This is a genomic window from Devosia sp. Z6_126 (genome assembly GCF_058133495.1).
In genome coordinates, this window is sequence record NZ_JBYUNO010000003.1 from 456187 (window position 1) to 482864 (window position 26678).

General features: G+C 63.1%; 25 protein-coding genes and 1 other RNA gene. 4 read left to right on the forward strand and 22 right to left on the reverse strand.

Features of this window, described 5'->3' with window-relative positions:
* Positions 1 to 39 precede the first annotated feature (39 nt).
* Entirely contained in the window at positions 40 to 1623 is a 1584-nt protein-coding gene (gene serA, locus AC3YOG_RS14440) for a phosphoglycerate dehydrogenase (protein WP_489935591.1), read from the reverse strand.
* A 154-nt stretch (positions 1624 to 1777) separates the two neighbouring features.
* Complete coding sequence (locus AC3YOG_RS14445; RefSeq protein WP_489935917.1) at positions 1778 to 2953, reverse strand: phosphoserine transaminase; 1176 nt, start codon at positions 2951 to 2953, stop codon at positions 1778 to 1780.
* A gap of 328 nt (positions 2954 to 3281) precedes the next feature.
* Between AC3YOG_RS14445 and AC3YOG_RS14450 the strand changes: the two genes are divergently transcribed.
* Positions 3282 to 4628, forward strand: a complete 1347-nt coding sequence (locus tag AC3YOG_RS14450; RefSeq protein WP_489935592.1) for an MFS transporter — start codon at positions 3282 to 3284, stop codon at positions 4626 to 4628.
* Positions 4629 to 4806: 178 nt separating this feature from the next.
* Here the strand turns inward: AC3YOG_RS14450 and AC3YOG_RS14455 are convergent, their stop codons facing one another.
* From AC3YOG_RS14455 to ruvC, 14 genes are all read right to left on the reverse strand, one after another.
* Complete coding sequence (locus AC3YOG_RS14455; RefSeq protein WP_489935593.1) at positions 4807 to 5550, reverse strand: outer membrane protein; 744 nt, start codon at positions 5548 to 5550, stop codon at positions 4807 to 4809.
* Positions 5551 to 5725: 175 nt separating this feature from the next.
* Positions 5726 to 7069: a phosphoglucosamine mutase gene (gene glmM / locus AC3YOG_RS14460; RefSeq protein WP_172124109.1), complete on the reverse strand. Its 1344-nt coding sequence runs from the start codon at positions 7067 to 7069 to the stop codon at positions 5726 to 5728.
* A 129-nt stretch (positions 7070 to 7198) separates the two neighbouring features.
* Positions 7199 to 9130, reverse strand: coding sequence for an ATP-dependent zinc metalloprotease FtsH (gene ftsH, locus AC3YOG_RS14465; protein WP_127753950.1), 1932 nt, complete (start codon positions 9128 to 9130; stop codon positions 7199 to 7201).
* 170 nt (positions 9131 to 9300) lie between these two features.
* Positions 9301 to 10578: a tRNA lysidine(34) synthetase TilS gene (gene tilS, locus AC3YOG_RS14470; RefSeq protein ID WP_489935594.1), complete on the reverse strand. Its 1278-nt coding sequence runs from the start codon at positions 10576 to 10578 to the stop codon at positions 9301 to 9303.
* Complete coding sequence (gene ybgF / locus AC3YOG_RS14475; protein ID WP_489888716.1) at positions 10563 to 11528, reverse strand: tol-pal system protein YbgF; 966 nt, start codon at positions 11526 to 11528, stop codon at positions 10563 to 10565. Before ybgF ends, tilS begins: the two co-directional genes overlap by 16 nt.
* A 174-nt stretch (positions 11529 to 11702) precedes the next feature.
* Positions 11703 to 12200 carry a peptidoglycan-associated lipoprotein Pal gene (pal, locus tag AC3YOG_RS14480; RefSeq protein ID WP_127753953.1) on the reverse strand — a complete coding sequence of 166 codons (498 nt, stop codon included), beginning with the start codon at positions 12198 to 12200 and terminating at the stop codon, positions 11703 to 11705.
* Between the two features lie 229 nt (positions 12201 to 12429).
* Positions 12430 to 13740 (reverse strand): Tol-Pal system beta propeller repeat protein TolB, encoded by a 1311-nt coding sequence (gene tolB, locus AC3YOG_RS14485; protein WP_248305116.1) that lies wholly within the window; start codon positions 13738 to 13740, stop codon positions 12430 to 12432.
* Positions 13741 to 13801: 61 nt separating this feature from the next.
* The gene (locus tag AC3YOG_RS14490) at positions 13802 to 15097 is read right to left on the reverse strand and encodes a hypothetical protein (RefSeq protein WP_489935595.1); all 1296 of its coding nucleotides are present in this window, start codon (positions 15095 to 15097) and stop codon (positions 13802 to 13804) included.
* 8 nt (positions 15098 to 15105) lie between these two features.
* Complete coding sequence (gene tolR / locus AC3YOG_RS14495; RefSeq protein ID WP_172124115.1) at positions 15106 to 15549, reverse strand: protein TolR; 444 nt, start codon at positions 15547 to 15549, stop codon at positions 15106 to 15108.
* Between the two features lies 1 nt (position 15550).
* The gene (tolQ, locus tag AC3YOG_RS14500) at positions 15551 to 16252 is read right to left on the reverse strand and encodes a protein TolQ (RefSeq protein ID WP_127755285.1); all 702 of its coding nucleotides are present in this window, start codon (positions 16250 to 16252) and stop codon (positions 15551 to 15553) included.
* A gap of 210 nt (positions 16253 to 16462) precedes the next feature.
* The gene (gene ybgC / locus AC3YOG_RS14505; protein WP_489935596.1) at positions 16463 to 16855 is read right to left on the reverse strand and encodes a tol-pal system-associated acyl-CoA thioesterase; all 393 of its coding nucleotides are present in this window, start codon (positions 16853 to 16855) and stop codon (positions 16463 to 16465) included.
* A 33-nt stretch (positions 16856 to 16888) separates the two neighbouring features.
* A complete protein-coding gene (gene ruvB / locus AC3YOG_RS14510) occupies positions 16889 to 17929 on the reverse strand; it encodes a Holliday junction branch migration DNA helicase RuvB (RefSeq protein WP_489935597.1) in 1041 nt (346 codons plus the stop codon).
* 97 nt (positions 17930 to 18026) lie between these two features.
* The gene (ruvA, locus tag AC3YOG_RS14515) at positions 18027 to 18644 is read right to left on the reverse strand and encodes a Holliday junction branch migration protein RuvA (RefSeq protein ID WP_127753958.1); all 618 of its coding nucleotides are present in this window, start codon (positions 18642 to 18644) and stop codon (positions 18027 to 18029) included.
* Positions 18641 to 19147 carry a crossover junction endodeoxyribonuclease RuvC gene (ruvC, locus tag AC3YOG_RS14520; protein WP_127753959.1) on the reverse strand — a complete coding sequence of 169 codons (507 nt, stop codon included), beginning with the start codon at positions 19145 to 19147 and terminating at the stop codon, positions 18641 to 18643. The genes ruvA and ruvC overlap by 4 nt, the downstream gene beginning before the upstream one ends.
* Before the next feature lie 311 nt (positions 19148 to 19458).
* Here ruvC and AC3YOG_RS14525 point away from each other — a divergent pair, with 311 nt between their 5' ends.
* Complete coding sequence (locus AC3YOG_RS14525) at positions 19459 to 20250, forward strand: GGDEF domain-containing protein (protein WP_489935598.1); 792 nt, start codon at positions 19459 to 19461, stop codon at positions 20248 to 20250.
* A 16-nt stretch (positions 20251 to 20266) separates the two neighbouring features.
* Here AC3YOG_RS14525 and AC3YOG_RS14530 read toward each other — a convergent pair whose 3' ends face one another.
* The 4 genes from AC3YOG_RS14530 to ssrS all read right to left on the reverse strand — a co-directional run bounded on the left by AC3YOG_RS14530 (position 20267) and on the right by ssrS (position 22671).
* On the reverse strand, positions 20267 to 21013 hold the full coding sequence (locus AC3YOG_RS14530) for a YebC/PmpR family DNA-binding transcriptional regulator (RefSeq protein WP_127753961.1): 747 nt from the start codon (positions 21011 to 21013) through the stop codon (positions 20267 to 20269).
* A 72-nt stretch (positions 21014 to 21085) separates the two neighbouring features.
* Complete coding sequence (locus AC3YOG_RS14535; protein ID WP_172124123.1) at positions 21086 to 21901, reverse strand: TIGR00282 family metallophosphoesterase; 816 nt, start codon at positions 21899 to 21901, stop codon at positions 21086 to 21088.
* The gene (locus tag AC3YOG_RS14540; protein ID WP_489935599.1) at positions 21901 to 22485 is read right to left on the reverse strand and encodes a 5-formyltetrahydrofolate cyclo-ligase; all 585 of its coding nucleotides are present in this window, start codon (positions 22483 to 22485) and stop codon (positions 21901 to 21903) included. The genes AC3YOG_RS14535 and AC3YOG_RS14540 overlap by 1 nt, the downstream gene beginning before the upstream one ends.
* A 27-nt stretch (positions 22486 to 22512) precedes the next feature.
* Positions 22513 to 22671: non-coding RNA, 6S RNA (gene ssrS, locus AC3YOG_RS14545), on the reverse strand.
* 201 nt (positions 22672 to 22872) lie between these two features.
* Here ssrS and AC3YOG_RS14550 point away from each other — a divergent pair.
* The gene (locus AC3YOG_RS14550; protein ID WP_489935600.1) at positions 22873 to 23829 is read left to right on the forward strand and encodes a lytic transglycosylase domain-containing protein; all 957 of its coding nucleotides are present in this window, start codon (positions 22873 to 22875) and stop codon (positions 23827 to 23829) included.
* A 2-nt stretch (positions 23830 to 23831) separates the two neighbouring features.
* Here the strand turns inward: AC3YOG_RS14550 and AC3YOG_RS14555 are convergent, their stop codons facing one another.
* Together AC3YOG_RS14555 and AC3YOG_RS14560 are read right to left on the reverse strand one after the other, a co-directional pair.
* Positions 23832 to 24209 carry a cell division protein ZapA gene (locus tag AC3YOG_RS14555; RefSeq protein ID WP_127753965.1) on the reverse strand — a complete coding sequence of 126 codons (378 nt, stop codon included), beginning with the start codon at positions 24207 to 24209 and terminating at the stop codon, positions 23832 to 23834.
* Between the two features lie 3 nt (positions 24210 to 24212).
* Positions 24213 to 24500, reverse strand: a complete 288-nt coding sequence (locus tag AC3YOG_RS14560) for a DUF4164 family protein (protein ID WP_127753966.1) — start codon at positions 24498 to 24500, stop codon at positions 24213 to 24215.
* Between the two features lie 191 nt (positions 24501 to 24691).
* On the opposite strand from AC3YOG_RS14560, the gene tkt reads away from it, so the two are divergent.
* Complete coding sequence (gene tkt / locus AC3YOG_RS14565) at positions 24692 to 26671, forward strand: transketolase (protein ID WP_489935601.1); 1980 nt, start codon at positions 24692 to 24694, stop codon at positions 26669 to 26671.
* Positions 26672 to 26678: the final 7 nt, after the last annotated feature.

The following is a 26678-nucleotide window of genomic DNA, read 5'->3' on the forward strand; positions in this document are numbered from 1 at the left end:
ACGCTATCCCGCCTTTTAAACCGTGTAACCTTGCGGCTTTTAGAACCGCAGTGCCTTGGCCTGCTTGACGCCTTCGAGCTGGGCGATTTCTGCCAGCTGCGGCTCGGACAACGTGCCATCGATCGAAACCAGCGCAATGGCATCGGCACCCGGATCGGTACGGCCCAGGTTGAAGTTGGCGATGTTGATGCCAAGCTTGCCCAGCAGCGTGCCCAGCCGGCCGATATGGCCCGGCTTGTCCTCATTGGTCACATAAAGCATGGACGGGGTCAGTTCCGCTTCCATGTTGATGCCCTTGACCTGGATCACCCGCGGCTTGCCATTGGCGAATACGGTGCCGGCAATGCTGCGCTCCTGCTTTTCGGTCGCGACCGTCAGCCGGATATAGTTCTCATAGGCGCCCTGCTGTTCGCGGGTCGTCACCTGCACGGCAATGCCGCGATCCTTGGCGATTTGAGGGGCCGAAACCATGTTGACCTCGCCCATCATTGGCTTGAGCACGCCATTGAGTGCCGCCGCCACCATGGGCCGCGTATTCATAGCAGCCACATCGCCTTCGAACTCGATGGTGATCGACTTGATCGCGGTTTCCGTCAGCTGCCCGGCAAACGAGCCCAGCACTTCCGCCAGCTTGATGAACGGGGTCAGGCGCGGCGCTTCCTCAGCCGAGATCGAGGGGAAGTTGAGCGCATTGGTGATTTCGCCCGTCATCAGATAGGCCGAAATCTGCTCCGCCACCTGCAGCGCTACATTCTCCTGCGCTTCGGTGGTCGACGCCCCCAGATGGGGGGTGCAGATCACATTGGGCAGCTCGAACAGCGGATTGTTCTGCGCCGGCTCCTCAAGGAACACGTCGAGCGCCGCGCCGGCCACCTGACCCGACTTGAGCGCATCGTAAAGCGCGGTTTCATCGATGAGACCGCCACGGGCGCAGTTGATGATCCGAACGCCCTTCTTGGTCTTGGCCAGCGTCTCGGCATTGAGAATGTTGCGGGTGGCTTCGATCAGCGGCGTGTGCAGCGTGATGAAATCGGCGCGCGCCAGCAACTCGTCCAGATCGACCTTCTCGACGCCCATATCCTGCGCCCGCTCGGGGGTTAGGAAGGGATCATAGGCGATGACCTTCATCTTGAGGCCCTGCGCGCGGTCGGCGACGATCGAGCCGATATTGCCCGCCCCGATCAGGCCAAGGGTCTTGTTGGTGACCTCAACGCCCATGAAGCGGTTCTTTTCCCACTTGGAAGCGCGGGTGGACGCGTCAGCCTCGGGCAACTGGCGGGCGAGCGCCATCATCATGGCAATGGCGTGCTCGGCGGTGGTGATCGAGTTCCCAAAGGGCGTGTTCATCACGATGATGCCCTTCTTGGTCGCAGCCGGGATGTCGACATTGTCGACCCCGATGCCAGCCCGCCCGATCACCTTGAGGTTGGTGGCGGCGGCGATGACCTTCTCGGTGACCTTGGTGGCCGAACGGATGGCGAGGCCATCATATTGCCCGATCACCTCGAGCAGCTTTTCCTTGTCCTTGCCCAGATCGGGCAAATAGTCGACCTCGACGCCGTTATCCTTGAAGATTTGCACGGCTGTAGGGCTGAGTTTGTCGGAAACGAGAACCTTGGGCATTTTTGTAGTCCTGAATGGGGTGCGGCCAGCGGCCGGCAAAAAACTGATCGACCCGCCCGTCCCCAGCCTGAACTTGTCCGGCACCGGCCTGTGAGCCGGGTCTTCCCTCCCCTTTGAGGGGAGGGATCGAGGGAGGGGTCGCGCTATTGAGCGACTAAGCCGCGGCGGCCTTGAGCGCGTTGAGCTCTTCGGCAAAGGCCCAATCGAGCCAGGGCGTCAGTGCCCGCAGGTTCTCGGCATCGATGGTCGAGCCGGCCCAGATACGCAGACCCGAGGGAGCGTCCTTGTAAGCGCCGATGTCATAAGCCGCGCCAATCTTGTCGAGCCGCGCGACAAGGGCCTTGGCAAACGCCGCCTGCCCCGCATCGTCGAGCGCCGTAACCGCCGGATCGACGATGGAGAAACACACCGAAGTGTTGGAGCGCGTCGCTTCATCCTTGGCGAGGAACTCGACCCAGGGGGTCTTGGCCACCCAATCGGCCAGCACGGTATAGTTGGCATCGGCCCGGGCTTGCATGGCCTTGAGCCCACCCTGGGCGAGACCCCATTCCATCGCGTCGATCGCGTCCTCGATGCACAGCATCGAGGGCGTATTGATGGTGGCAGCCTCAAAGATCTCGCCGATCAGCTTGCCGTTCTTGGTCAGACGGAAAATCTTGGGCAGCGGGCGCTCGGGCTTGAAGCTCTCGAGTCGCTCGACGGCGCGCGGCGACAGGATCAGCACGCCATGCGCACCCTCACCGCCCAGCGCCTTCTGCCAGGAAAAGGTCACCACATCGAGCTTGGCGAAATCGAGCTTCTGGGCAAAGGCCGCCGAAGTGGCGTCGCAGATGGTCAGGCCTTCACGATCCGCAGCGATCCAGTCGCCATTGGGCACCCGCACACCCGAAGTCGTGCCATTCCAGGTGAACACCACGTCGCGGTTGAAGTCGACCTGTGCGAGGTCGGGCAGCTCGCCATAGGGGGCCTTGATGACCCGCACATCCTCGAGCTTGAGCTGCTTGGACACGTCGGTGACCCAGCCCTCGCCAAAGCTTTCCCAGGCCAGCATGTCGACGCCGCGCGCGCCGAGCATGGACCACATTGCCATTTCGACAGCGCCGGTATCGGAAGCCGGCACGATGCCGATGCGGTAGTCGGCGGGGACTTCCAGCAGTTCGCGGGTGAGGTCGATCGCGCGCTGGATGCGCGCCTTGCCGGGCTTGGAGCGGTGCGAGCGGCCCACCAGCGCATTGGCCAGCGCTTCAACCGTCCATCCCGGACGCTTGGCACAGGGGCCCGACGAAAAATTCGGATTAGCCGGTTTCACCGCCGGCGCGGTCAGGGGCATTGCAGCCATCTTCAGCGACCCTCCCAGGTCTATGCGTCTTGCGTTAGGGCAAGATGTCCTGAGGCCGCAAATATGCCTGATACCGCTCCGCGTCAATGCCGTTTTGGGAAAAGTGCTGTTCGGGAACCATGTCGAATTCAGCTACGGCCCCCCATCGAGTGATCTTGTTCGGTTCAAAGCGCCGCAGGTTGCGCTCTGGTCTTGCATGCGGGCCTGCACTGGCAGTAAGGCGTGGCTAGTTTTTGCTGTCCCTCGCCCTGCGCCAGCGGCAAGCCGAGCGAGAGACAACTGGGCAGGGCGCGTCGCCTTGCGCATTTTGGATTCGATCATGACCCAGACTTCCGCGGCTGCTTCCCCTCAACCAGCCAATTCGCGCTCCCGCGTTCTGCTCGCGAGTCTGGTCGGCACCACGATCGAGTTCTACGACTTCTACGTCTACGCGACGGCGGCCGTTCTGGTGTTCCCGCACCTGTTCTTTCCTGCCGGCAATGAGACCACAGCCCTTCTGGCGTCCTTCGCCGTATTCGGCGCCGCCATGGTTGCCCGGCCGCTCGGCGCCGTATTCTTTGGCCATCTCGGGGACAGGAAGGGCCGCAAAACCACATTGGTTGCGGCCCTGCTGACCATGGGTCTGGCGACCTTCCTGATCGGGGTGCTACCGACCTATGCAATGGTCGGCTGGCTCGCGCCGGCATTGCTGGTGGTCCTCCGGCTGGCGCAGGGCTTTGCGCTGGGCGGGGAATGGAGCGGCGCTGCCTTGGTCGCCACTGAAAACGCACCCAAGGGCAAGCGCGCGCTCTTTGGCACCTTCCCCCAGCTTGGCGCCCCGCTCGGCTTCATCATCGCCAACGGCCTCTTCCTGATCATCGCGGCCATGCTGCCCTCCGATGATCCCTCCCGCCCGTCGCTCGCCTTCCTCGATTGGGGCTGGCGCATTCCCTTCCTGTTTTCGGCGGTGATGGTGGTGGTCGGCCTCTGGGTCCGGCTCAACCTGGTCGAAAGCAGTGCCTTTGAGAAAACGGTCAAGACCGGCCAGGTCCGCAAGATGCCGCTCGTCACCGTCCTGCAGCAGAATATGCGCGAGCTGGTGCTCGGCACCTTCTACATGCTGGCGACATATGTGCTGTTCTACCTGATGACGACCTTTTCGCTCAGCTATGGTCGCGCCGCCATCGACGCCGCCGTGCCGGGGCTTGGATACCAGTATTCGACCTTCGTGCTGATGATGATCGTCGGCGTCGTGTTCTTCGGCATCTTCACCCTGGTGTCGGGGCCGTGGGCCGATCGCTTTGGCCGCCGCAAGACGCTGATCTGGGTGACGCTCGCCATCGCCGTCTTTGGTTTGCTCTGGGTGCCCTTGCTCAACGCCGGCTTTGTCGGCGTCATGGCCTGGCTCATCATCGGCTTTACGCTGATGGGGCTGACGTTCGGCCCAATGGGCGCGCTGCTGCCGGAGCTGTTTCCCGCCAATGTGCGCTATACCGGCTCTGGCATTTCCTACAATGTCTCCTCGATCCTCGGCGCCGCCCTCGCCCCCTTTGTGGCTGTGGCCCTGTGGAGTGCCGGCGACGGCAGCCCGTTCTGGGTCGGCGTTTATCTCACGGCCATGGCGGCCCTGACCTTGATCGCCCTGCTGCTCGGGCGCGAAACCAAGGATATCGATATCGAGGCTTAAGCCCGCAGCCACTCCCCGCGGCCAGTCCAGCCGAGGCTAACGACCGGTTTGCGCTGCAGGCCGCTGCAAGGCACAACAGAGGATCGAGGACAGGTTACCCGCCAAATGCAATCGGCGCCCCCAGGGGAGCGCCGAAGCCAAGAGCGGATCTGCCAAGCGCCTGTGGCGCCCTGAACGATCAGTTGAAGCGGTAGCGCAGCGTGCCACGCACTTCGTGCAGCCAGTTGTTCTCCGAATGAACATTGGCGGGGAAGTCGGCACCATTGTCGAGATCGGCAATGTAAACGCCGCGATAGCCCACATCGGCAACGACGGCACCGAAGTCATAGCCGACGCCGACCATGCCGGCCGCCGCAAAGCTGGTGTTCTCGCCCGATGGAACCGGGAAGCCGTTGGAAGCCTCGATCGAGGATTCGTTGAAGGCCGCACCGGCACCTGCGCCGACATAACCAAAGGCGCCGCCGGCAGCGTTGTAGCCAAAGCCGTCGCCGCCCAGCGAGAAGTCGTAGTAAACGTTGGCCAGCGCGATGGTGGAGCGCAGCCCCAATTCGTAATCGCCGGCGTTGCCGGTGGCGATCAGGCCATCATTGGAAACATAGTCGACAGTCGCGTCAAAGCGCAGTCCGGTGCCCGTCTCGAAGCCGAGACCGGCGCCGACGCTGTAGCCGTAGCCGGCTTCATCAACGGAGAAGGTTTCTTCTTCGGGAGTGACACCGCAGATCACGCAGTCGATGCCATAGGCTTCCTTCGTCCAGAAGGCATTTCCCGCCGCGCTGCCGCGCAGATAGAACGAGCCCTGCACGCCGTAATCAACGTCCGGGATTTCGACAACAGGCGGGTATTCGGGGAAGTCGGCCGCCAGTGCGGGGCCGGCGATTGCAGTGGCTGCTGCCACCAGCACCGCAGCGGAAAGCATGCGCATGATCAAGAAGTCCTTCGGTTGCCACGACACCAGTCGATTGACGCCCAATATCGAACAACATTCTTAAAAGGCGCTTAACCCTGCGGCTTAACCCTAACGATTGGTGATTATCTATCGAAACAAGAACGCCGGCACGGAGCCGGCGTTCTGAACTCGGTTGCGACTGGCGTGTGGCCTAGGCGACTGCCTGAATGGCGGCCTCGATTTGCCCCACTGCCGAGGTGACCAGGGCAGCATCGTCAGCCTCGCCCATCACCCGGATCACCGGCTCGGTGCCCGACTCACGGATCACCAGCCGGCCCCCGCTCCCCAGCATTGCCTTGGCGTCGGCCACGGCCTGCATCACCTGCTTGTCCTCGAGCGGCTTGCCGGTCTTGAAGCGCACGCTGCGCAGCAGCTGCGGCACCTTCTCAAAGCGCGTGCACACTTCCGAAATCGGCAAGGAGCGCTGCTTGAGCACCGCGAGCAGCTGCAGGGCCGCGACCAGCCCATCGCCCGTGGTGGTGAAATCGGAAAGAATGATATGGCCGGACTGTTCACCGCCCACATTGAAGCCCTTCGTGCGCATGGCTTCAAGCACATATCGGTCACCCACCTGGGTGCGCTCAAGCGTCAGCCCCAGGGAGGTGAGATAACGTTCAAGCCCAAGATTGGACATCACAGTAGCGACGATCCCGCCGCCGGCCAGCATTTCCCGTTCCATCCAGCTCTGGGCGATCACCGCCATGAACTGGTCGCCATCCACCACCTGGCCCTTTTCATCGATGATGATGACTCGGTCCGCGTCGCCGTCCAGCGCAATGCCGATGTCGGCGCGCACTTCGCGCACCTTGGCTGCCACCGCTTCGGGTGCCGTGGAGCCCACCTTGTAGTTGATGTTGAAGCCATCAGGCTCGGCGCCAATGGTGAACACCTCAGCACCCAATTCCCAAAGGGCAATCGGCGCTACCTTGTAGGCCGCACCATTGGCGCAATCGAGCACGACGCGGAGGCCCGTCAGGTCGATATTCCGTGGCAGGGTGCGCTTGGCGTATTCGATATAGCGGGTGCGCGCTTCCTCATCGCGATGCGCCCGACCGATCTCGCGGCCATGGGCAAGGAACTGGCTCATGTCGCCGTCGATGAGGCTCTCGATCTCCGCTTCGACCTCGTCGCTGAGCTTATAGCCATCAGGCCGGAACAGCTTGATGCCGTTGTCGTCATAGGGATTGTGCGAGGCTGAAATCATCACGCCGAGATCGGCGCGCAGCGAGCGCGTCAGCATGGCAACGGCGGGTGTTGGCATTGGGCCCAGCAGATACACATCCATGCCCACGGCGGTGAAACCTGCGGTCAGGGCGTTCTCAATCATGTAGCCAGAGCGCCTGGTGTCCTTGCCGATCACCACGCGATTGCGGTGTTCCCCGCGCACGAATTTCTGGCCCGCAGCCATGCCCACCTTGAGCGCCAGCTCCGGGGTGAGCTTACTGCCATTGGCCAAACCGCGAATGCCATCAGTGCCGAAATATTTTCTGGCCATTGCTTTGCCCTGTCTGCGCGCTGTCATGCGCATAATTTATCGCACAACCGTTAAGGACGCTTTTCGGCGGAAAAGCGGTGACCGGCAATACATAAAAGGGCCGCCTCGCGGCGACCCTTGGTGTCAGTGTCAGCTATTGGGCTGAGGCTCCAGCCCGCCCTCAGGCGGCGCATCGGGCCGCTTCTTGGGGGACTTGCCGGCGGCGGGGACGCCCGACGCCTTGGGCGCGGATGGGCCGCTGTCGTCCGGACGAACCGGCTGGTGCCCATCCATCAGGGCCCGCAGTTCATCGCCGGTCAATGTTTCATATTCGAGCAGGGCCTGGGCCACCGCTTCAAACTGATCCACATGGTTGCGGATGATATCGCGGGCAGCCTGCTCGCCATCCTCGATCAGCTTGCGCACTTCCTGGTCGATCAGCTTGGCCGTGTCGTCCGACATATTGTTGGACTGGGTCATGGAATGACCGATGAACACTTCCTGCTCGCTCGACTTGTAGCGCACGCGGCCAAGCTTTTCGCTCATGCCCCACTCCATCACCATGGAACGAGCCAGGCTCGTCGCCATCTGGATGTCGCCCGAAGCACCCGAGGTCACTTTCTCGGGGCCGAACTTGTAAATCTCGGCTTCGCGGCCGCCAAACAGCATGGTCAGGCGTGCCAGGGCCTTTTCCCGGCTGAACGAATAACTGTCGCTTTCAGGCAGGGTCATCACCATGCCCAAGGCACGGCCACGCGGAATGATCGTTGCCTTGTGGATGGGGTCGATCCCGGCCACCTTGAGCGCAATGATCGCGTGCCCGGCTTCATGGTAAGCCGTAAGCTTCTTTTCGTCCTCGGACATGGCCATGGTGCGACGCTCGGCGCCCATCATGATCTTGTCCTTGGCGTCTTCGAACTCGGCATGGGTGACAAAGCGCTTGTTGCGCCGTGCCGCCATCAAAGCCGCCTCGTTGACGAGGTTCATCAGATCCGCACCCGAAAAGCCGGGCGTACCACGGGCCAGCACCTTGAGATCCACATCGGGAGCCAGCGGCACCTTGCGCACATGGACCTTGAGCACCTTTTCGCGCCCAGCGACATCAGGGTTCGGCACCACGACCTGGCGGTCAAAGCGACCGGGACGCAGCAGTGCGGGATCGAGCACATCGGGACGGTTGGTTGCAGCGATCAGGATGATGCCTTCATTGGCTTCAAAGCCGTCCATCTCGACCAGCAACTGGTTGAGCGTCTGCTCGCGCTCGTCGTTACCGCCACCAAGACCGGCGCCACGCTGGCGGCCGACGGCGTCGATTTCGTCGATGAAGATAATGCAAGGAGCGTTCTTCTTGGCCTGCTCGAACATGTCGCGCACGCGGCTGGCGCCAACGCCCACGAACATTTCCACGAAGTCGGAACCCGAAATGGTGAAGAAGGGCACATTGGCTTCGCCGGCGACCGAACGGGCCAGCAAGGTCTTACCGGTACCGGGAGGGCCAACCAGCAGCACGCCGCGCGGAATACGGCCGCCCAGGCGCTGGAACTTGCCAGGGTCGCGCAGGAATTCGACGATTTCCTCGAGGTCCTGCTTGGCTTCATCAACGCCAGCCACGTCCTCAAAGGTCACCTTGCCATGCGACTCGGTCAGCAGCTTGGCGCGCGACTTGCCAAAGCCCATCGCACCACCACGGCCACCGCCCTGCATCTGCCGGATAAAGAAGAACCACACGCCGATGATGACGATGAACGGGAGCCAGGAGCTCAGCAGCACTGACCAGAACGGGCTCGATTCGGGAGCGCGCGCCGTGATCGACACGCCCCGATCCTCGAGGCGGCTGATCACATCGGCGCCAGCCGGCATCACGGTTTCAAAGCGGGTGCCGTCATTGAGCACGCCCGAAACGACGTCATTGGTGATGGTCACGCTTTGCACGCGCCCGCCTTCAACGTCGGATACGAACTGGCTGTAGCTCTTGTCGGCAACCGAAATGGAGCGGGTGGAAGACTGGAAGACCTGGAACAGGCCCATCAGCATAAAAAGAATAACTAGCCAAATGGCAAAGTTGCGGAAGTTTCCGTTCATCAAACCTGTCCCGGAGAGACCGACGCAACCAAGCTGCCGGTGTTAGCGCCGAATGTATGATCGGCATTGGGGCGTTACAAGGGCACTGCTGCTAGCCTTGCGCCTCGTCGTCTAGTCATTTTGTCGCGACGGGTTAACGCCTCCCTCACGACAAAAGCGGCCAAACTTGCTCAGTCCACCAGCAGTTGCACGCGAATTCGCTCGTCGAACGACCACCCTCCCAGCGACAACACGCCACCCTGCGCATCCCTGACAATGGGTGCTGTGCGGATCGCTTCGGCGGGCGCTGTCACCTTGAAGCCCAGGAATTCCTCGAGCCGGTGCCGCGGCAGGTAATCGGACACGCCCGCGGTTAGGCCCGGCTCGTCCGAGCCATTGGTGATCAGGAACCGCTCGTCCCAGACGAGCTCGGTGCCGGGCGGCAGGGCCAGATCGGGCGGCAATACCCGGCCCGGCTCGCGCGCCACTGCGACGGCACCGTCCTTTTCGCGCACCACGCAACCCAGCAGTGTCGTCGCCTTGCCATGGGTGCCAGATGCCAGCGCCTGCTGCAGCCGTTCCACCTGCCCGAGAGCCCGCGGCTTCTGCCGTCCGCCCACAATGTTGAGTACCCGTCCCAGCACCCGCACCGCGAGGGCGGGGCTCAGCGCCAGCAGCGGCTCGCGCTCGATCCGCGCGGATCCAAAACCATCCAGCCGCACCATGGTTTGAAAGGCGCCATCGGCCATCTGGGCCAGCGCCCGATCGGCTTCCCCCATCCGCTCGGCAAACAAGGCGAGGGTTTCGCTATCGAGGCCCAGCGCTTCGAACTGCGGCATGGCCTTGCGCCAGCGCACCCGCTCGTAATGCTCGTCCTGGTTGGAGGGGTCTTGGGCGGGCACCAAACCGGCTTCGCCCACCACTTGGTGCAGCGCCTTGGGATCGAGCCCCAGCAAGGGCCGATGCACCCGCACCCCCTCCACAACCGCCATGTCAGCCATCCCGCGCAGCCCTTCAAGCCCGCTGCGATGGGCCAATCGCATCAGCACGGTTTCGGCTTGATCCAGTCGATGATGCGCCGTCAGCAGCACCTCAACACCGTCTTCAGCCATTGCCTGGCCCATCAACCGATAGCGCGCTGCCCGCGCCGCTTCCTGCAAGGCGGTTCGTGGCTTGTCGCCCGTCCAAACCAGACCGCGAGCCCGAACACCCAGTTGTTCGGCGACCCCGAGCACCATCGCCACCTCCGCCCCCGCTTCGGGGCGCAAGCCGTGATCAACGCAATAAACCTGCAAGCGCGGCGCCGCGGCACCGAGGCTTGCCGCCCAGCGCTGCGCCAGCAGCAGCAGCGCCAAACTGTCGGCACCGCCCGAAACCGCCAAACCAATGGCCCGCTCGCCGGCAACCGCCGCAAACAAGGCCTGCAATGTTGCTGGCTCGTCCAGCGGCGGAATTACGCGGGTGGGCATTCGGCCTTGGTCTTTTCCGCCGCGAGCCGCGCCGCAAAGGCGGGGGTCAGCGTCGTGTAGCGCCGCTCGATTTCCGCATAGGTCCGGCAGGCAGTTTCCCGCTCGTCGGCCCCGGCAAGCGAAACGCCGAGACGCAGCAACAGGTCGGGCGAACGCGGGCTGTCGGGCGCTTTCTGGAACGCGTCCAGCAACACTTCTGCAGCCTCGTCATAAGCCTCACGCTGGATCAGCGCTTCCCCCAGCCAGTTGGCGGCGTCCGTCGCCTGGGCATTGTCAGGATATAGCTCGATGAACTGGCTGAACTGGTCTTCGGCAAAGGCATAATCGCCGCGAACAATGGCTTCATAGCCGGCGGTGAACTGCGCATCCGCATCGGAATCCCCGGTAGCGGTGGCGTCCGGATCATAGCTCAAATCCAGCGGCTGGCCGGTGGCGAGGTCCACACTGCCACCCTGCCCCGTGCCGGCCAGCGGATCATCGGAAGTGCCAACGCTGCCATCATCAAAGGTCGGGTCGAACTCGGCCTCTCCCGGCAGCGGCTGCACGCCCTGTGGCGGAATTTCGGTCGAGGGAGCCGCGCTGCTTTGGGCAGGTGCTGAAGGCGCAGCGCCGTCAGTGCCAAGGCCCTGCAAGCGTGCGTTGGTTTCTTCCGCCTGCCGCTGGATCAGGGTCTGCATCTGCGTCAGCTGAAAAGTCAGCCCTTCGATCTGTCCGTTGAGCGAGCGCACCTGCTCTTCCAACTGCTGCACCCGTACTGCCAATTGGGCGGTATCGGCCGCTTGCGCCACGTGCACCCGAGTTGGCTGCGCATTGGTGAGCGTCAGCCCGCCCAACTCAGCCGGTGGAAAGGCTTGCGCCTCGGCCCGGCTCTGCAGGCTCGTGCCCAGCAGCAGCGCACAGGCCGCTGCCAGGGCAGTGCGGCCCTTGGATTGCAACAGGGGGATCTTCAATGGGGAGCCTCCGGTGTGTTCTCTGCGTCGCTTGGTGCCGACATGGTGATCGAGGCAAAGCGAGTAAAGGCCAACTTTGGTGAAAACAAAGCGCCGGAGCCACAAAGGGCGTCCGGCGCTTCTGGATGCCGGCCGGGGCCGGGTCATTTGGGCCTGGTGAACCAGGCCCGCTACTTATTGAACGACGGTGACCGCGCGGCGGTTCTGGCTCCAGCAGGAGATGTCGTTACAGATCGCGACGGGGCGCTCCTTGCCGAACGACTTGGAGGTAATGCGCTGGGCATTGACGCCACGCGACACGAGATAGTTCACCACCACGGAAGCGCGGCGTGCGCCCAGGGCGATGTTGTATTCGCGGGTGCCGCGCTCGTCGGCATGGCCTTCGATCATGATGCGGTAGTTGCTGTACTGGTTGAGCCAGGCGGCCTGCTTGTCGAGGGTCGCGGCGGCCTCGGTAGTCAGCGACGAAGAGTCGGTTTCAAAGAACACGCGGTCGCCAACGGAAACCAGGAATTCCTGCTGGCTGCCCGGCGCGCCGCCGCCCGGGCCGAGATTGCCCACGCCGGTCATCATTGCGTTATCGGGCGTACGCGAACACGCCGCTATCGCGACGACGAAAAGCAGCATTGCGGCGGCGCGCAACGCGGTGGTGATCGGTGCAAGGGACAGCATCCGGAAAAAGCTCCTGAAAGGCAATAATTCTAGGTACGGCATTTACCGTGCTTATTCTTAAGGCCGGGTTCCAAGTCGTGGTTAATTGAAGCTTAACGGGGCACCAATGTGGCGGAAACGCGGGCTTTTTCCGGCTGCGGCATTCCTGCCACAGCCCTTGATGACTTGATAGTATGGTTAAACGCGCCGGGGCTCTGCTGTCCCGTACGCAGGGTAGAAAGCTTGCGCCTTAGCTGCGCAGCCCGGACCAGGCAGGATCGGACGCATAGCTTTCGGTGGGGATGGTCTGGAGGTTGCGGCCCCAGATATCGACGCTCTGCAGCTTGGGGCCGTCATTGCCACCGGGATCTTGGAAGAACATGATCACGCGGCCATTGGGCGCCCAGGTCGGTCCTTCCGCATGGAAGGTTGAATGCAGCATGCGCTCGCCCGAACCATCGGGGTTCATGATGCCGATATTGAACTGCCCGCCCGACTGGCGCGTAAAGGCGATCAGATCGCCCTTGGGTGACCAGACGGGCGTCGAGTACAAGCCCTGACCATAGGAAATGCGCTGCGGATTACCCCCGCCCGAGCTCATCATGTAGATTTGGGGCGAACCGCCGCGATCGCTTTCAAACACGATCCGGCTGCCATCGGGCGAATAGGATGGACCCGTATCGATCGCCGCGCCCGAGGTGAGCTGCACCGGCTGGCCGCCACTCGTGCTCACGGCATAGATATTGGTTGCTCCACCCTGCTCCACGGAAAACGCCACCGTGCCGCCATCGGGTGAGAACCGGGGCGCAAAGGTCATGGCACCTAGCGAAGCCAGCCGCTGCTGCCGCCCGCTCGACAGCTGCAGCAGATAGACCTGCGGATTGCCGTCCTCGAAGTTGAGGTAAGTGATAAGGTCGTTATTGGCCGAGATGCGCGGCGTCAGCGCCAGCGTGCGCCCATCGGTCAGGTACTGCGGATTGGCACCATCCTGGTCCATGATCGCGAGGCGCTTGACCCTGTTCGCCTTGGGACCGCTTTCGGCCACATAAACCACGCGGGTATCGAAATAGCCGCTGCCACCGGTCAGCGCCTCATAGATGGCGTCCGAAATGATATGGGCGACGCGTCGCGCGCTGTTGGGATCGGTGTTGTAGCTCTTGCCCACCACCTGGGCGCCCTGCTGGGTGTCCCACACGCGCACCGAAGACGCGATCTGGCCGCCGCGGTCCACCGCACCCATGACGAGCGCGGTCACATTGGCCGTGCGCCAGGTGTTGAAATCGGGCGTGGCATTGACGTCCCCGACCTGAACCGGCAACGACGCCGGATCGAGCGGCAGGAACAAGCCCGAGCGGCGCAGATTGGCGCGCACGATCTCGGCCGTTTCGCGCCCAAAGCTTGGGTCCGAGGAGGCAAAATCTGGGATGGCGATCGGCAGTGGCTGGAAATTGGCGCCCTCGACCGTGATGTTGAGCTGTGCCTGGGCAGTGCTGGCGGTGGCGAGGGCCAGCCCGCCGGCAACGCCGAGCTTGAGGGCGCTGCGCCGGGTTAAACGGGTCATTTCAGTCTCCATTCATGCCATTCACCGGCATCTTGCCGGGGAAAGGCGCGCTTCAAGGACGTCACGGACGCAACGTGACATTGATATTCTGCCATTGGTCATAGGAAGCCGCCGACAACATGCTGTAGGGCCCGCAGCCTGCCACGGCGCTCACGGCCTTCTGGGCAATGGTGATCGCTTCAGGCTGCTCGCTAACCGAAACAATTCGAGGCACATCCGCCAGCGAGCCATCCTGATTCAACCGCATATTGACCACCACCTGCGCGCTGCTGATCTGCTCATTGGGGAGCAGGTTCCAGCATTGCTTGATTTTGGCGACCAGCGCACCGATTTCGGTCTGGCTCAGCGTCGCCGAGGTTCCACTAGTGTCGCCCAGCGTCGGTGAACCGCCGCTACCGGTGGTGGCGCCGGTGGAAGTATCCTTGTTGATGATGGCCGAAATATCATCGGCCAGCGAAGCATCGAGTTGCTCGCCCGCTTGCTGCTTTTCGGCTGCCTGCGCCGCAGCCTGGCGCTTGCGCTCGGCTTCGGCTTCCGCTTTGGCCTTGGCATCGGCTTCGGACTTGGCCTTGGCTTCCGCCACGCGCTTGCGTTCTTCTTCCTCGCGCTTCTTGCGCTCTGCTTCGGCGGCCGCAAACTGCTGGCGCTTCTGCTCTAGATTGGTTGGACGGGATGCAGGCACCGGCGCCGCGACTGCCGACTCGGCAGGCTCAGGCGTGGGTTCGGGCTCCGGGGTGGGCTCGGGCGTCGGCTCGGGTGCAGGTTCTGGCTCAGGCGCGGGTTCTGGCGTCGGCGCGGGTTCTGGCGTCGGCGCGGGTTCTGGCGTCGGCTCCGGCTCTGGCTCAGGAGTTGGCACCGGCTCGGGCGGCGTCGGCCGCGTCGCGGGCGTCGGCGGCACCGGCGCTGGCGTTGGCTCGGGCTCCGGCAGCGGTTCGGGCTCCGGCTCAGGCAGAGGTTCTGGCTCGGGCTCTGGTGCGGGCGCCGGGGTCGGTTCGGGCACGGGCTCGGGTTCAGGCTCCGGTTCCGGTGCAGTCTCGGGTTGAGGCGCCGAATTGGTCACCGGCATCGGCACCGGCCGATCAGCCTCTTGCGGCGTCGGCTGGTCTTCTTGCGTATTCCCAGTTGGCTGCGCGACCTCGGCAGGTTCATCGGATTCCACCACGGCTGGCGTGTCGGTTTCCACCACCGTGCTGTTGAGCGAGCCCATGCGGATCGCCGCAAAATCGCTGATGGGGACGAGGTCCACGGCGATGGCGTCTTCCACCACGGTCATGGGCTCGGCCATGCCGAGATTGACCAGGCCAATCGTCAGCACGGCAAGATGGGCAGCGATGGAAGCGACAAGACCGGTGCGCATTGGCCCGACTAATTTTCCTGTTGCGTGATAAGGCCGATCTTGGTGTAGCCACCAGCCGACAGCAGCCCCATGACCCGCATCACCGCGCCGTAATTGGCGGTGGTGTCCCCCCGAAGAAAGATACGATCCTCGGTGCCATTGACGGCCTGCTGCGACACCGTCGCGACGAGGTCGGCTTCACTGACGGGATCCTCACCCACAAAGATGGCGCCCTCGGGCGTGACTGCCACGGTGATTGGCTGGGTCTGGCTCGACAGCTCGCCGGCAGCCGTACGCGGCAGGTCGATTGGTACGCCAGCCGTCATCATCGGTGCTGCCACCATGAAGATGATCAGCAGCACCAGCATCACGTCCACCATCGGCGTGATGTTGATTTCGCTCATCACCGCTTTCTTGCGGCCACGGCGACGACGACCGCCGCCTCCGCCACCCGATGCTACGCCCATGCCCATGTCAGCGGCTCCGCGCTTCGAGTTGGCGGCTCAGAATGGTCGAGAACTCGTCGGCAAAGCCTTCGAGCCGCCCGATCATCTTGCCCGCATCAGCGGAAAGCTTGTTGTAGGCGATAACCGCGGGAATAGCGGCCACGAGGCCAATGGCCGTTGCAAACAGCGCCTCGGCAATCGGGCCGGCCACAACAGCCAGATTGGTATTTGAGGACGCGGCAATGGCGGTGAACGCATTCATGATGCCCCACACCGTGCCGAACAGGCCGATAAAGGGGCCGGCGGAGCCAACAGTGGCCAAAAAGCCGAGCCGCTTTTCGAGGTTCTCGCTTTCGCGCGAAATGGCGACGTCGAGCACCTTGTCGAGTCGCTGCTGCATGCCGACAAAGGAAGCCGCGTTCTGCTCGTGGCTGCGCTTCCATTCCTTCATGGCGGCAACAAACACGGCGCCCAGCCCACCCGAGGTGCGCTCGGACTGCTGCTGATAGAGCTCCTCCAGCGATTGCCCCGACCAGAAAGTGCGCTCGAAGCGGTTCATCTCCGCCTGCATGCGGCGATAAGTGAGGGTCTTGTCGATGATAATGGCCCAGCACCAGACCGAGGCCGCAAGCAAGCCCAGCATCACTGACTTCACGATCCAGTCGGCCGCCCAGAACAGGCCCCAAATAGATAAGTCCGTGTGCGGCGCTACTGCGCCCACCGCATCCATGGCTTCCATGTCGTGATCCTTCTGGCTGGCCTCTTGCTGCCGGCCCGTGCACCCGTGGCGATGGGGCCCAAATCTGTCAAAATTAAGAGAAAAGCCTTGCCTAACGGAGCGTTGAGAGCACCGGTGCAAGTACTACTCTTTCTGTGACTCGATTATGGTCAAGAAGAGGTTAACAAACCGCCCACCGCCGACATGCGACGCCACGCCGCGCTAATCGGCCAGGGCGCGCAGTGCTGCCGGCAGCCGTGTCGGCTTGCCGCCCATGTTGATCGCCACCACGACGACCTGGGCATCGACCAGCAGTTCGGCGGCGCGCCACACGCCTTGGCTCAACTGCAGGCGCGCGCCGCTTGCCCCTGCCACCAGCGTTTCCACCCGCAGCACATCATCGATGTGCGCGGCCGCCCGGAAGTCGAGCTGCATGCTGCGTACGGCAAAGGCAAGCCCTTCCCGGCCCAGTTCGGCATGGTGGATGCCTTGCGCCCGCAGCAACTCGGTGCGCGCCCGCTCCATGAACTTGAGGTAAGCGGCATGGTACACATTGCCGGAGAAATCGGTGTCCTCATAATAGACCCGAACAGCAAAAACATGCGGCTCAGCCATGGCGCAACCGGCTGATCTGGCGGATCTTCCGGCTCACGGCTCCTCGGGCTCCTCGAACAAGGTTGCTTGCGTCCCGATAAAGCCCTGCGGCACGGTTTTGCCCAGGTGCTGGAATGCCGTGCCCGTCAGCATTCGCCCCCGAGAGGTGCGCTGGATGAAACCTTGTTGGATCAGATAAGGCTCGACAATCTCCTCGATCGCGTCACGCGGCTCGCTCAGCGCAGCCGCAATGGTCTCGATCCCTACGGGCCCCCCGCCATAGAAGTCGGCAATCATCGTCAGATAGCGCCGATCCAGCTGATCGAGCCCGCGGGCATCCACATCGAGCCGCAACAAGGCCTTGTCGGCAATGGCCCGCGTGATCTCGCTCGAGCCCTCGACCAGCGCAAAATCCGTTACCCGCCGCAACAGCCGGCCGGCAATGCGGGGTGTCCCGCGCGAGCGGCGCGCGATTTCCAGCGCCCCATCGGGCGCCATCGGCGTGCCCAACAGCCGGGCGCCGCGCTGCACGATCTGCACCAGCTCTTCGGGCGTATAGAAATTAAGGCGCACGGGAATGCCGAAGCGATCCCGCAGCGGCGTGGTCAACAAGCCCGCGCGCGTCGTCGCGCCCACCAGCGTAAACCGCGCCAGATCGATCCGTACCGAGCGTGCCGCCGGCCCCTCCCCGATGATCAGGTCAAGCTGGAAATCCTCCATCGCGGGATACAACACCTCCTCGATCGCGGGATTGAGCCGATGGATCTCGTCGATAAACAGCACATCGCGATCTTCGAGATTGGTCAGGAGTGCCGCCAGATCCCCGGCCTTGGCGATCACCGGGCCCGAAGTCGCGCGAAAACCCACCCCAAGCTCGCGCGAGATGATCTGCGCCAGCGTGGTCTTGCCCAGCCCTGGTGGGCCAACGAACAACACATGGTCGAGCGCCGCACCGCGCTTCTTGGCGGCCTCGATGAACACCTCAAGATTGGCACGCGCCGCCGCCTGCCCGACAAATTCCGAAAAGCCGGACGGGCGCAGTGCCACATCCAGTGGCTCATCGCGCCCGGCAACGGGAGAAGTAAGATCGGTCAAACGGATGCCCTGACTTGCGTTAGCGGGAGCACCATGGCTGTCTCCAACATCATGTTCGCCGGCTCAGCGCTGGCGGCGGAGCGGCTCGGAAAGACCATCACTGGCTCAACTCGCGCAGGCCCAGCCGGATCAGCTTTTCGGTCGCGGTATCATCCCCCTCACGGGCCACAACCCGCGCCAGGGCGGCGGAAGCTTGCGCCCCCGAATACCCCAGATTGACCAAAGCGGAAACTGCATCGGCTACATTCCCGCTAGCTGTTCCCTCGCCTAAGGCGGTCTGCAGCCCGAGCGTGCCCGCGTCAATGCCCCCGCCCTGCGGCGCCTTGCCCTTGAGCTCGGTCACCAATCGCAACGCCAGCTTGGGCCCAACCCCATTGGCCCGCCCGATCATCGCCTTGTCACCTAGTGCAATAGCGCTCGACAATTCCGATGGTGACAGGGCGGACAGGATCCCAAGCGCCACCCGCGCGCCAACGCCCTGCACGGTCATGAGGAGGTTGAACCAGCCCTTTTCGGCTTCGCTGCCAAAGCCATAAAGCCGGATCATGTCTTCGCGCACCACGGTTTCGATAAACACCACGGTTGCTTCCCCGACCCGCGGCAATCCCTGCAAAGTGCGCGACGAGCAAAAAGCCTCGTAGCAGACCCCCCCCACATCGATGAGCACATGATCATCGCCAAAGCTGTCGACGGCACCCTTGAGCTTGCCGATCATGCGCTCATCCGTGCCCGTTGCGCCGCAACCCGGTGATGGGCATGGCAAATGGCGATGGCGAGCGCGTCGGCCGCGTCGGCGCCCTTGATCTTGGCCGTAGGCAGCAAGGTCTTGACCATCAGCGCCACCTGTTCCTTCTCCGCATGCCCGGTGCCCACGATCGATTTCTTCACGAGATTGGTGGCATATTCCGCCACCGGAATGCCGCGATGGGCCGGCGTCATCAGCGCCACCCCCCTCGCCTGTCCCAGGATCAGCGCCGAGCGCGGTCCCGAGTTCACGAAGGTTTCTTCCACCGCCGCCTCATCGGGCGCAAACCGCTCCAGCAGGTCCAGCAACTCCGTAAAAAGGATCGCGAGGCGCTGCGCCAATTCGCCTTCCGTGGGCGGAGTGACCGTGCCGCAGGCGATGAATTGCAGCTTATTGCCCTGGGTTTCGATTACCCCCCAACCGCAGCGCCGCAGTCCTGGATCGATGCCGATGATTCGCACTGGTGGTGTCATGTTTCACCCATACCTGAAGGCGCTTCTCCTACCAAGCAGAAGTGAACAAAGCAGCAACGGAGCCCTGTGGAAGAAGCGACACGCGTAAAATTCCACCCATTGCACAAACCCCATTTTCAAGAAGCGCCTTCTAGGTTCGGCAATGTTCATGAAGGGGCATTAACTTATGAGCTGTGACCTGGTTTGCTGCGCCCCTTTGGCGCCGCGACGCTTCTGTGCATTGCCGCGCCTGACCGCGTTATCCCGCCCTGGGCACTCGCTCGCGTCTGCGCTCACCACCTATGGGCAGCGCCCGGAAAGGTGGGTAGCCAATGGCTAGCCCTTGTCAGGATAGCATCGGGGGGAGCGGCTCACGTACCTGGTCGAGCGTCACCCGCTGGACCGTGTTCGGCACCTTGGGCTGCGTCCTGGTTTCCGTCGGGTTCAATGCCCTGCTATTTGAAAATCTAGGTGGTGCAGCGCTGCAACGGGCGATGATCAGCGCTACGGTGCTACCCATCTTCCTGGGCGTGCCGCTGCTTTTTCTCCTGAGCTTGCGGCTGCGGCGCCTTGCCATTGCTAATCGCCGGCTCGGCATGGTCGCCCGCACGGACAGCCTCACCTCTTGTCTGAATCGCGGCGCCTTCACCGCCCAGGTGACGACGCAGTTGGCGCGCGCCGGCAGCACCCCGGGCGGTGCCTTGCTGGTGATCGACGCCGACAACTTCAAATCCATCAACGATCGGTTCGGCCACGATGCCGGCGACCTTGCCCTGACGGTGATCGCCCGGGCGATCCGCTCGGTGCTGCGGGCGGGAGATCTGGTGGGGCGGATGGGCGGCGAGGAATTTGGCGTGTTCCTGCCGGGCGTCGATGCCGACATCACTCGCGCTATTGCCGAACGCATCCGCAGCGCGGTCAATGAAGCTGAATTTGTGCCGCGCGGCACCGTACAAGCCCTGTCCGTCAGCATTGGTGGCGCCGTGTTCGGCAGCGCCATCGGTTTTTCCGAATTGTTCCGGATTGCCGATCAGCGCCTTTATGACGCCAAGCAAACCGGCCGCAATCGCGTGACGATCGTCGCGGCCGATCAGTTCTTTCCCCAGGCCCTGCAAAGCGCCTGAGGAACCTTGTCGAGGCTTAGTCGGCCAGCTTGGCCATGTCCTCGTCGCTCATCTCGAAGTTCGAATAAACATTCTGCACGTCATCGTCTTCTTCGAGCGTAGCGATCAACTTCATCAGCGTCGCGCCCTTGTCGGCATCGATGGGGGTATTGGTCTGCGGCTTCCACACGGCCTTGACTGATTCTGCTTCGCCCAGTGCCTTTTCCAGCGCGGCGGCGACTTCCACCATCGCCTCAAAGCTCGTGTAGATATAGTGGCCCTCTTCGTCGCTTTCGACGTCATCGGCGCCTGCCTCGATGGCGGCTTCCATGATCTCATCGGCACTGCCGGCGCTTGCCGGATAGGTGATCTCGCCAACCTTGTCGAACATGAACCCGACCGAGTTGGTTTCCCCCATCGCGCCACCATTCTTGGAGAAGTAGGAGCGCACATTGGAGGCGGTGCGATTGCGATTGTCGGTCAGCGTTTCCACGATGATCGCGACGCCACCTGGGCCATAGCCCTCGTAGCGGATTTCGTCATAGTTCTCGCCGTCGCTGCCGATCGCCTTCTTGATAGCGCGATCGATGTTGTCCTTGGGCATGGACTGGGCGCGCGCATTGGTCACCGCCAGGCGCAACCGGGAATTGAAAGCCGGATCGGGCATTCCCATCTTGGCGGCCACCGTGATTTCGCGCGCCAGCTTGGAAAAGACCTTGGAACGCACCGCATCGCTTTTGCCTTTGCGGTGCATGATGTTCTTGGCATGTGAATGGCCGGCCATCGGTCAGTCCTTGGGGTGTGGTGTTGTTGTGGTGGCGCGTTATAGGCAAGCCCGGCGCGAATGTGAAGCGGGCTAGAACTCGGGCAACGCCTGCGCCAAGACCCCGCCCACCCGCACCGGCAGCACCTTGACCGCCAGGCCCGTGCGCGGATCGGTTTCCACCGCCACGCCGCACAAGGTCGCTTCCCCTTCGGCTGGCGTGAACCGGCCATTGGCAATGCCGGTGAGGAACCGGTTCAGCGGCTCGTCGGGGTCCACCCCGATCACCGAGTCGTAGTCCCCGCACATGCCCGCATCCGCCAGCAGCGCCGTGCCGCCCTTGAGAATGCGCAAGTCAGCCGTCGGAATATGGGTGTGGGTGCCGACGACCAGGCTCGCCCGCCCGTCGAGGAAATGCCCCATGCCCTGGATTTCTGAGGTCGCTTCGGTGTGAAAATCCACAATAATTGCGTCGGCCTGCTCGCCCAGCGGACAGGCGGCAATCGCCGCTTCTACCGCCCGGAACGGATCATCGGCGGGCCCCATGAACACGCGCCCGAGCGCGTTGATCACGAGCACCCGATGCCCGTTGCGGCCCTCGACAAACATCGCCCCGCGACCGGGGGTGCCTGGCGCCATGTTGATGGGCCGCACCAGCGTCGTTTCCCGCTCGATAAACGAGATGGTGTCGCGCTGGTCGAACGCATGGTCGCCCAGGGTCACGATATCGGCGCCCGCCGCCCGGATGCCGTTGAAATGCGGCTCGGTCAGCCCGCGCCCATGGCTGGCATTTTCCCCGTTCACCACCACAAAATCAAAGCCGTAGCGCTCGATCAATCCGGGCAGGCGATCGGCAATTCCCTCGCGGCCTGCACGGCCCACGACGTCGCCCAAGAATAGAAATTTCATTATCTGCCGCCGAACTGTCGAATGCCGGTTTCCGTTATCACAGCGTCCAGCGCAATGTCATGCTCGTCCCGGGGAATGGCGTCAAACTCTTGCGCGCTGTAAGCCAGGCCGACCATCAGCGGCCGCCCTTCGCGCTCGGCAAAGCTGCGGTCATAATAACCACCGCCATAGCCCAGCCGGGTGCCCAGCCGGTCAAAGCCCAGGAGAGGCACCAGCACCAGGTCCGGGTGGGCGTGAGGCGCAAGTTCGGAGGGAGCGAGCGTGCCGAACCCCGCCGGGTAAAGCGGTGCGTCCGGCTCCCACACTCGCATCTGCAGCGGGCCGTGCGGCCGGACTATCGCCGGCAACACCACGGTGCGGGCATCATCGAGCAAGCGCAGCAAAATTGGCCGGCAATCCAGCTCATCCACCAGCGGCCAATAGCCCGCGATCACCTGGGCGAGCCCGAACCGAGGCTCGGAAAAAAACAGCTGGGTAACACTCTCGGCCGCCTGGGCCCGCTCACCGGCGGGGAGCGCCGCCCGGCGGGCCTTTGCCGATTGTCGCAAGCTCGCCTTGGTGTCTTCGTTACGCTCAACAACCATAAGGCGCTTTATTGCCTGTCGCGAAAATAAGGTGCCACCCTGGCCGTGGGATAGGCGATCCCGGGAACCTACTTACGTAGGTGGGCGCCGTATGTCCGAGCCCACGGGCCCGGTCAGGGACAGCTCCCTTTAGGATCGATAAGGCCCCGGGGATATTGGTATCCAACACGCACCGGGCAGCGCTCGACATATAGGCCTTTCGCAGGCGGGTGCAAAGGGCCGCGCAGCACAAAATCTGGCAAATCGCGGCGGGCCAATTAACCCGCTATATGTCGACCAATCCGATGGCGTCTTGGATCCTGCCGCCCTTTAACTCATTCTAGCCCTGCGCAGCCCTCTGGCGGTGTGCATTCTGGGGCCGCTCGGGACATGAACTTGGTGAAGTCTTTGCCGACATGGCGATCGAAATCCCTGGCGTGGCTGACAGCGCTGCTCCTGATGGTGCTCGCGCAGCCCGCCGCCCTTGGCGTGGAAACCGGGTCCGCCGCGGCGTCCGCCAATCCAGAGGAGCCCGAGGAGCCCGCCCGCTCCTGCTTCACCCTCAATGACGAGGCGGTTTGCATCGCTGCAACCAGCTATGTCGCCGATGTCTGCAGCGCCATTTCCCGCTTTTCCAACCATTACGAGATTCCCGAAGCGTTTCTTGCCCGCCTGATCTGGCAGGAAAGCCGCTTCGATCCGCAAGCCATCAGCCCCGCCGGAGCGCAGGGCATTGCCCAGTTCATGCCGGGCACCGCCCGCCTGCGCGCACTCGACAACCCCTTCGACCCCGCCCAGGCGCTGGCCCGTTCGGCCGAATATCTGGGCTTCCTGCAGGAAAAATTCGGCAATCTTGGCCTTGCCGCTGCGGCTTACAACGGTGGCGAAGCCCGCCTCTCCCGCTATCTCGCCGGCACCGGCGGGCTACCAGCCGAAACGCGCAACTATGTCTCGGTAATCACCGGCCGCCCCGCCGATTACTGGCGCAACGATGCGCCCGAGCCGGTGGACTTCACCCTCGAGCCCGAAAGCCCCTTCCTCGATTCCTGCCTCGACATGGCCTCGGCCGTCAAAATTCCCAACCTGGATACCACCAACGCCGCCTGGCAGCCCTGGGGCGTGTTGATCGCCCAGCACAACACCAGCGAAGTCGCCCGCAACCGCTTCGATACCGCTCAAAGCAAATTTTCCAACGTGCTGGGTGAGGAAAAGCTGCTGCTGATCACGGTGCGCAATCCCAATTTTGGGCGTCAATTGCGCTTTTCGGCCATGGTAGGCCGCCCTACCCGGCAGGAAGCCAACGCCCTATGCGAGCGCTTGATGGCTGCCGGAGGCAACTGCATCGTCCAGAAAAACGGCTCCTGAACTTATTTCTGGGGGCCGACCGCCGTTTCGTCCAACACCCCGGCGACAATTTCGAGCGAGCGCGCGGCCTGCTCGAGCTTGCCGGCAAAGCGCTGCTCGAGCGCATCCATTTCCCCGGCGATCTGCTGGCCGGCGGCGCTCAACTGCTCGATTTCAGCCTGCAGCGCCGCTATGCGCTTTTCGGCTTCCGCCAGTTCATCGACCACGGCGATCCCGGCCATCACCGTCAGACGCGTATCCCCGATTTCCCCGACCACGCCCTTGATCGCATCCACCTCCCCATCAAAGCGCTTGGCCAAGCCAATCAGGTGCTTTTGCTGGCCTTCTTCGCACGCCATTCGATAGCGGCGGCCATTGATCTCGACATTGACTTCAGGCATCGCCTACTCCGCTTTGGCCAGCACTTCGCGCACGGTTTCCATGGCCGCCACCAGCCGACGCGACACCTCATGGGCGCTGTCGTCGAGGCGCTTGGCCTTGGCCGCGGTCTTGTCCAGCTCGCTTGCCAGCCGCGCCCGCTCAGTTACCAGCCGCTGCGTATCGACCTCGATGCGGTTGAGCCGCTGCATGCGCTGCTGCAGATTGGCCGAACTGGTTTCGAGTCGCGCCAAGGCACGATCAAATCGCGCTACTGCCGCGCTGATCCCGTCTTGAAGTTCGCTCTCACTCATCGCCAACAACACTTTCTGCGACCGATCATTCCAGCCCCTGCAGGGTGCCCCAGCGCCCTGTCTAATGCAACGGCCTTCCCACCCACGGCAATTGACAGGGTGGTCGAACCTGTTATGCCTCGAACCCGCCTCGGGACGCTGGCAAAAGCGGTCTTGCGTCCCGCCTTTTGTGCCACCGAAACGAGCGGACAATGACCAATACACCCCAGCAGAACGATCTGGCTAACGCCATCCGCTCCCTTTCAATGGATGCGGTGGAAAAAGCCAATTCCGGCCATCCCGGCCTGCCCATGGGCTGCGCGGATATTGCCACCGTGCTGTTCACCAAGATCATGAAGTTCGATCCCACCGATCACAAATGGCCTGATCGTGACCGTTTTGTGTTGTCGGCCGGCCACGGCTCCATGCTGCTCTACTCGGTGCTGTACCTGACCGGTTATCCGGACATGACCATCGAGGAAATCAAGAATTTCCGCCAGTTGGGCTCCAAGACCGCTGGCCACCCCGAATATCATTTCGCCCCAGGCATCGAAACCACCACTGGCCCGCTCGGCCAGGGCGTGGGCAATGCCGTCGGCATGGCCATCGCAGAGGCCAAGCTCGCTGCCGAGTTCGGCGAAAGCGTGATGAACCACTACACCTATGTGCTTGCTGGTGACGGTTGTCTGATGGAAGGCATCTCCCAGGAAGCCATTACCCTCGCCGGTCACCTCAAGCTCAACAAGCTGGTGCTGATCTGGGACAACAACGGCATCACCATTGACGGCAAGGTTTCCAACGCGGACTCCACCGACCAGCTGGCCCGCTTCCAGGCCTCGGGCTGGAACACGGTGGCCGTTGATGGCCATGACCAGGACGCCATCGAAGCGGCGCTGCGCGACGCCCGCAACAGCGACAAGCCCACCATGATCGCGGCCAAGACCACGATCGGCTTTGGCGCGCCCAAAAAGGCGGGCTCGGAAAAGGTGCACGGCTCCCCGCTGGGCGCCGAGGAACTGGCCGGTGCCAAGGCCGCGCTCGGCATTGACTACCCCGCCTTTGAAATCCCCGCCGCCACCCTCGACGCCTGGCGCGCCGCCGGCGCTCGCGGTGCCCAGGCCCGCGCCGCCTGGGCCGAGCGGTTCGCGGCTCTGCCTGCTGACCAGCGCTCGGAGTTCGACCGCCGCTTCCGTGGCGATCTGCCCGAGGGCTATGCCAAGGTCGTCAGCGACTACAAGCGCAAGCTCACCGAAGAAAAACCCAAGGTTGCAACCCGCAAGTCGAGCCAGATGGCGCTCGAAGTCATCAACGGCGTCGTTCCCGAAACCCTGGGCGGCTCGGCCGATCTCACCGGCTCCAACCTCACCAACACCACCCAGACTCTGCCCTTCACCGACACCGACCGCCTCGGCCGCTACATGCGCTATGGCATTCGCGAGCACGGCATGGCGGCGGCCATGAACGGCATTGCGCTGCATGGGGGCCTCATCCCTTATGGGGGCACCTTCCTCGTCTTCAGCGATTACGCTCGTCCATCCATTCGCCTGTCGGCGCTGATGACCCAGCGCGTCATCTATGTGATGACCCACGACTCCATCGGCCTGGGTGAAGACGGCCCCACCCACCAGCCCATCGAGCATCTCGCCGCCCTGCGTGCCATTCCGAACCTCCTCGTCTTCCGTCCGGCCGATGCCGTGGAAGCGCTGGAATGCTGGCAGCTCGCGGTGGAAATCAAGGACGCGCCGTCGCTCCTGGCCCTGTCGCGTCAAAATCTGCCCACGGTGCGCACCGAGTTCACCGAGGAAAACCGCTCCGCCAAGGGCGCCTATACCCTCGCCGGCGATGCCGACGCCCAGGCCGTGATCTTCGCCACCGGCTCGGAAGTCGAAATAGCGCTGGCCGGCAAGAAGCTGCTCGACGAGCAGGGCATTTCCGCTCGCGTCGTGTCCGTGCCCTGCATGGAGCTCTTTGCCGCCCAGGATGAAGCCTACCAGAACGAGATCATCGGCTCGGCCAAAGCCCGCGTCGCGGTGGAAGCGGGCATCAGCCTCTCCTGGGGCACCTTGCTTGGTCCTAAGGGCAAGTTCATCGGCCTGCATGCCTTTGGCGCTTCGGGCCCGATCGACAAACTCTACGAATACTTCGGCATCACGCCTCAAGGTATTGTTGAAGCGGTAACCGAGCAGCTGTAAGAGAACC

Coding starts and splice junctions, on each gene's coding strand:
- ftsH (WP_127753950.1), bottom strand. CDS start 9,130: ATGAACGGAAACTTCCGCAACTTTGCCATTTGGCTAGTTATTCTTTTT.
- tolQ (WP_127755285.1), bottom strand. CDS start 16,252: ATGGATGCGGTGGGCGCAGTAGCGCCGCACACGGACTTATCTATTTGG.
- tkt (WP_489935601.1), top strand. CDS start 24,692: ATGACCAATACACCCCAGCAGAACGATCTGGCTAACGCCATCCGCTCC.
- tolB (WP_248305116.1), bottom strand. CDS start 13,740: ATGACCCGTTTAACCCGGCGCAGCGCCCTCAAGCTCGGCGTTGCCGGC.
- AC3YOG_RS14560 (WP_127753966.1), bottom strand. CDS start 24,500: ATGAGTGAGAGCGAACTTCAAGACGGGATCAGCGCGGCAGTAGCGCGA.
- AC3YOG_RS14535 (WP_172124123.1), bottom strand. CDS start 21,901: ATGAAATTTCTATTCTTGGGCGACGTCGTGGGCCGTGCAGGCCGCGAG.
- ybgC (WP_489935596.1), bottom strand. CDS start 16,855: ATGGCTGAGCCGCATGTTTTTGCTGTTCGGGTCTATTATGAGGACACC.
- AC3YOG_RS14490 (WP_489935595.1), bottom strand. CDS start 15,097: ATGCGCACCGGTCTTGTCGCTTCCATCGCTGCCCATCTTGCCGTGCTG.
- AC3YOG_RS14540 (WP_489935599.1), bottom strand. CDS start 22,485: ATGGTTGTTGAGCGTAACGAAGACACCAAGGCGAGCTTGCGACAATCG.
- AC3YOG_RS14525 (WP_489935598.1), top strand. CDS start 19,459: ATGGCTAGCCCTTGTCAGGATAGCATCGGGGGGAGCGGCTCACGTACC.
- serA (WP_489935591.1), bottom strand. CDS start 1,623: ATGCCCAAGGTTCTCGTTTCCGACAAACTCAGCCCTACAGCCGTGCAA.
- AC3YOG_RS14450 (WP_489935592.1), top strand. CDS start 3,282: ATGACCCAGACTTCCGCGGCTGCTTCCCCTCAACCAGCCAATTCGCGC.
- glmM (WP_172124109.1), bottom strand. CDS start 7,069: ATGGCCAGAAAATATTTCGGCACTGATGGCATTCGCGGTTTGGCCAAT.
- pal (WP_127753953.1), bottom strand. CDS start 12,200: ATGCTGTCCCTTGCACCGATCACCACCGCGTTGCGCGCCGCCGCAATG.
- AC3YOG_RS14445 (WP_489935917.1), bottom strand. CDS start 2,953: ATGCCCCTGACCGCGCCGGCGGTGAAACCGGCTAATCCGAATTTTTCG.
- tilS (WP_489935594.1), bottom strand. CDS start 10,578: ATGCCCACCCGCGTAATTCCGCCGCTGGACGAGCCAGCAACATTGCAG.
- ruvC (WP_127753959.1), bottom strand. CDS start 19,147: ATGACACCACCAGTGCGAATCATCGGCATCGATCCAGGACTGCGGCGC.
- AC3YOG_RS14555 (WP_127753965.1), bottom strand. CDS start 24,209: ATGCCTGAAGTCAATGTCGAGATCAATGGCCGCCGCTATCGAATGGCG.
- ruvA (WP_127753958.1), bottom strand. CDS start 18,644: ATGATCGGCAAGCTCAAGGGTGCCGTCGACAGCTTTGGCGATGATCAT.
- tolR (WP_172124115.1), bottom strand. CDS start 15,549: ATGGGCATGGGCGTAGCATCGGGTGGCGGAGGCGGCGGTCGTCGTCGC.
- AC3YOG_RS14455 (WP_489935593.1), bottom strand. CDS start 5,550: ATGCGCATGCTTTCCGCTGCGGTGCTGGTGGCAGCAGCCACTGCAATC.
- AC3YOG_RS14530 (WP_127753961.1), bottom strand. CDS start 21,013: ATGGCCGGCCATTCACATGCCAAGAACATCATGCACCGCAAAGGCAAA.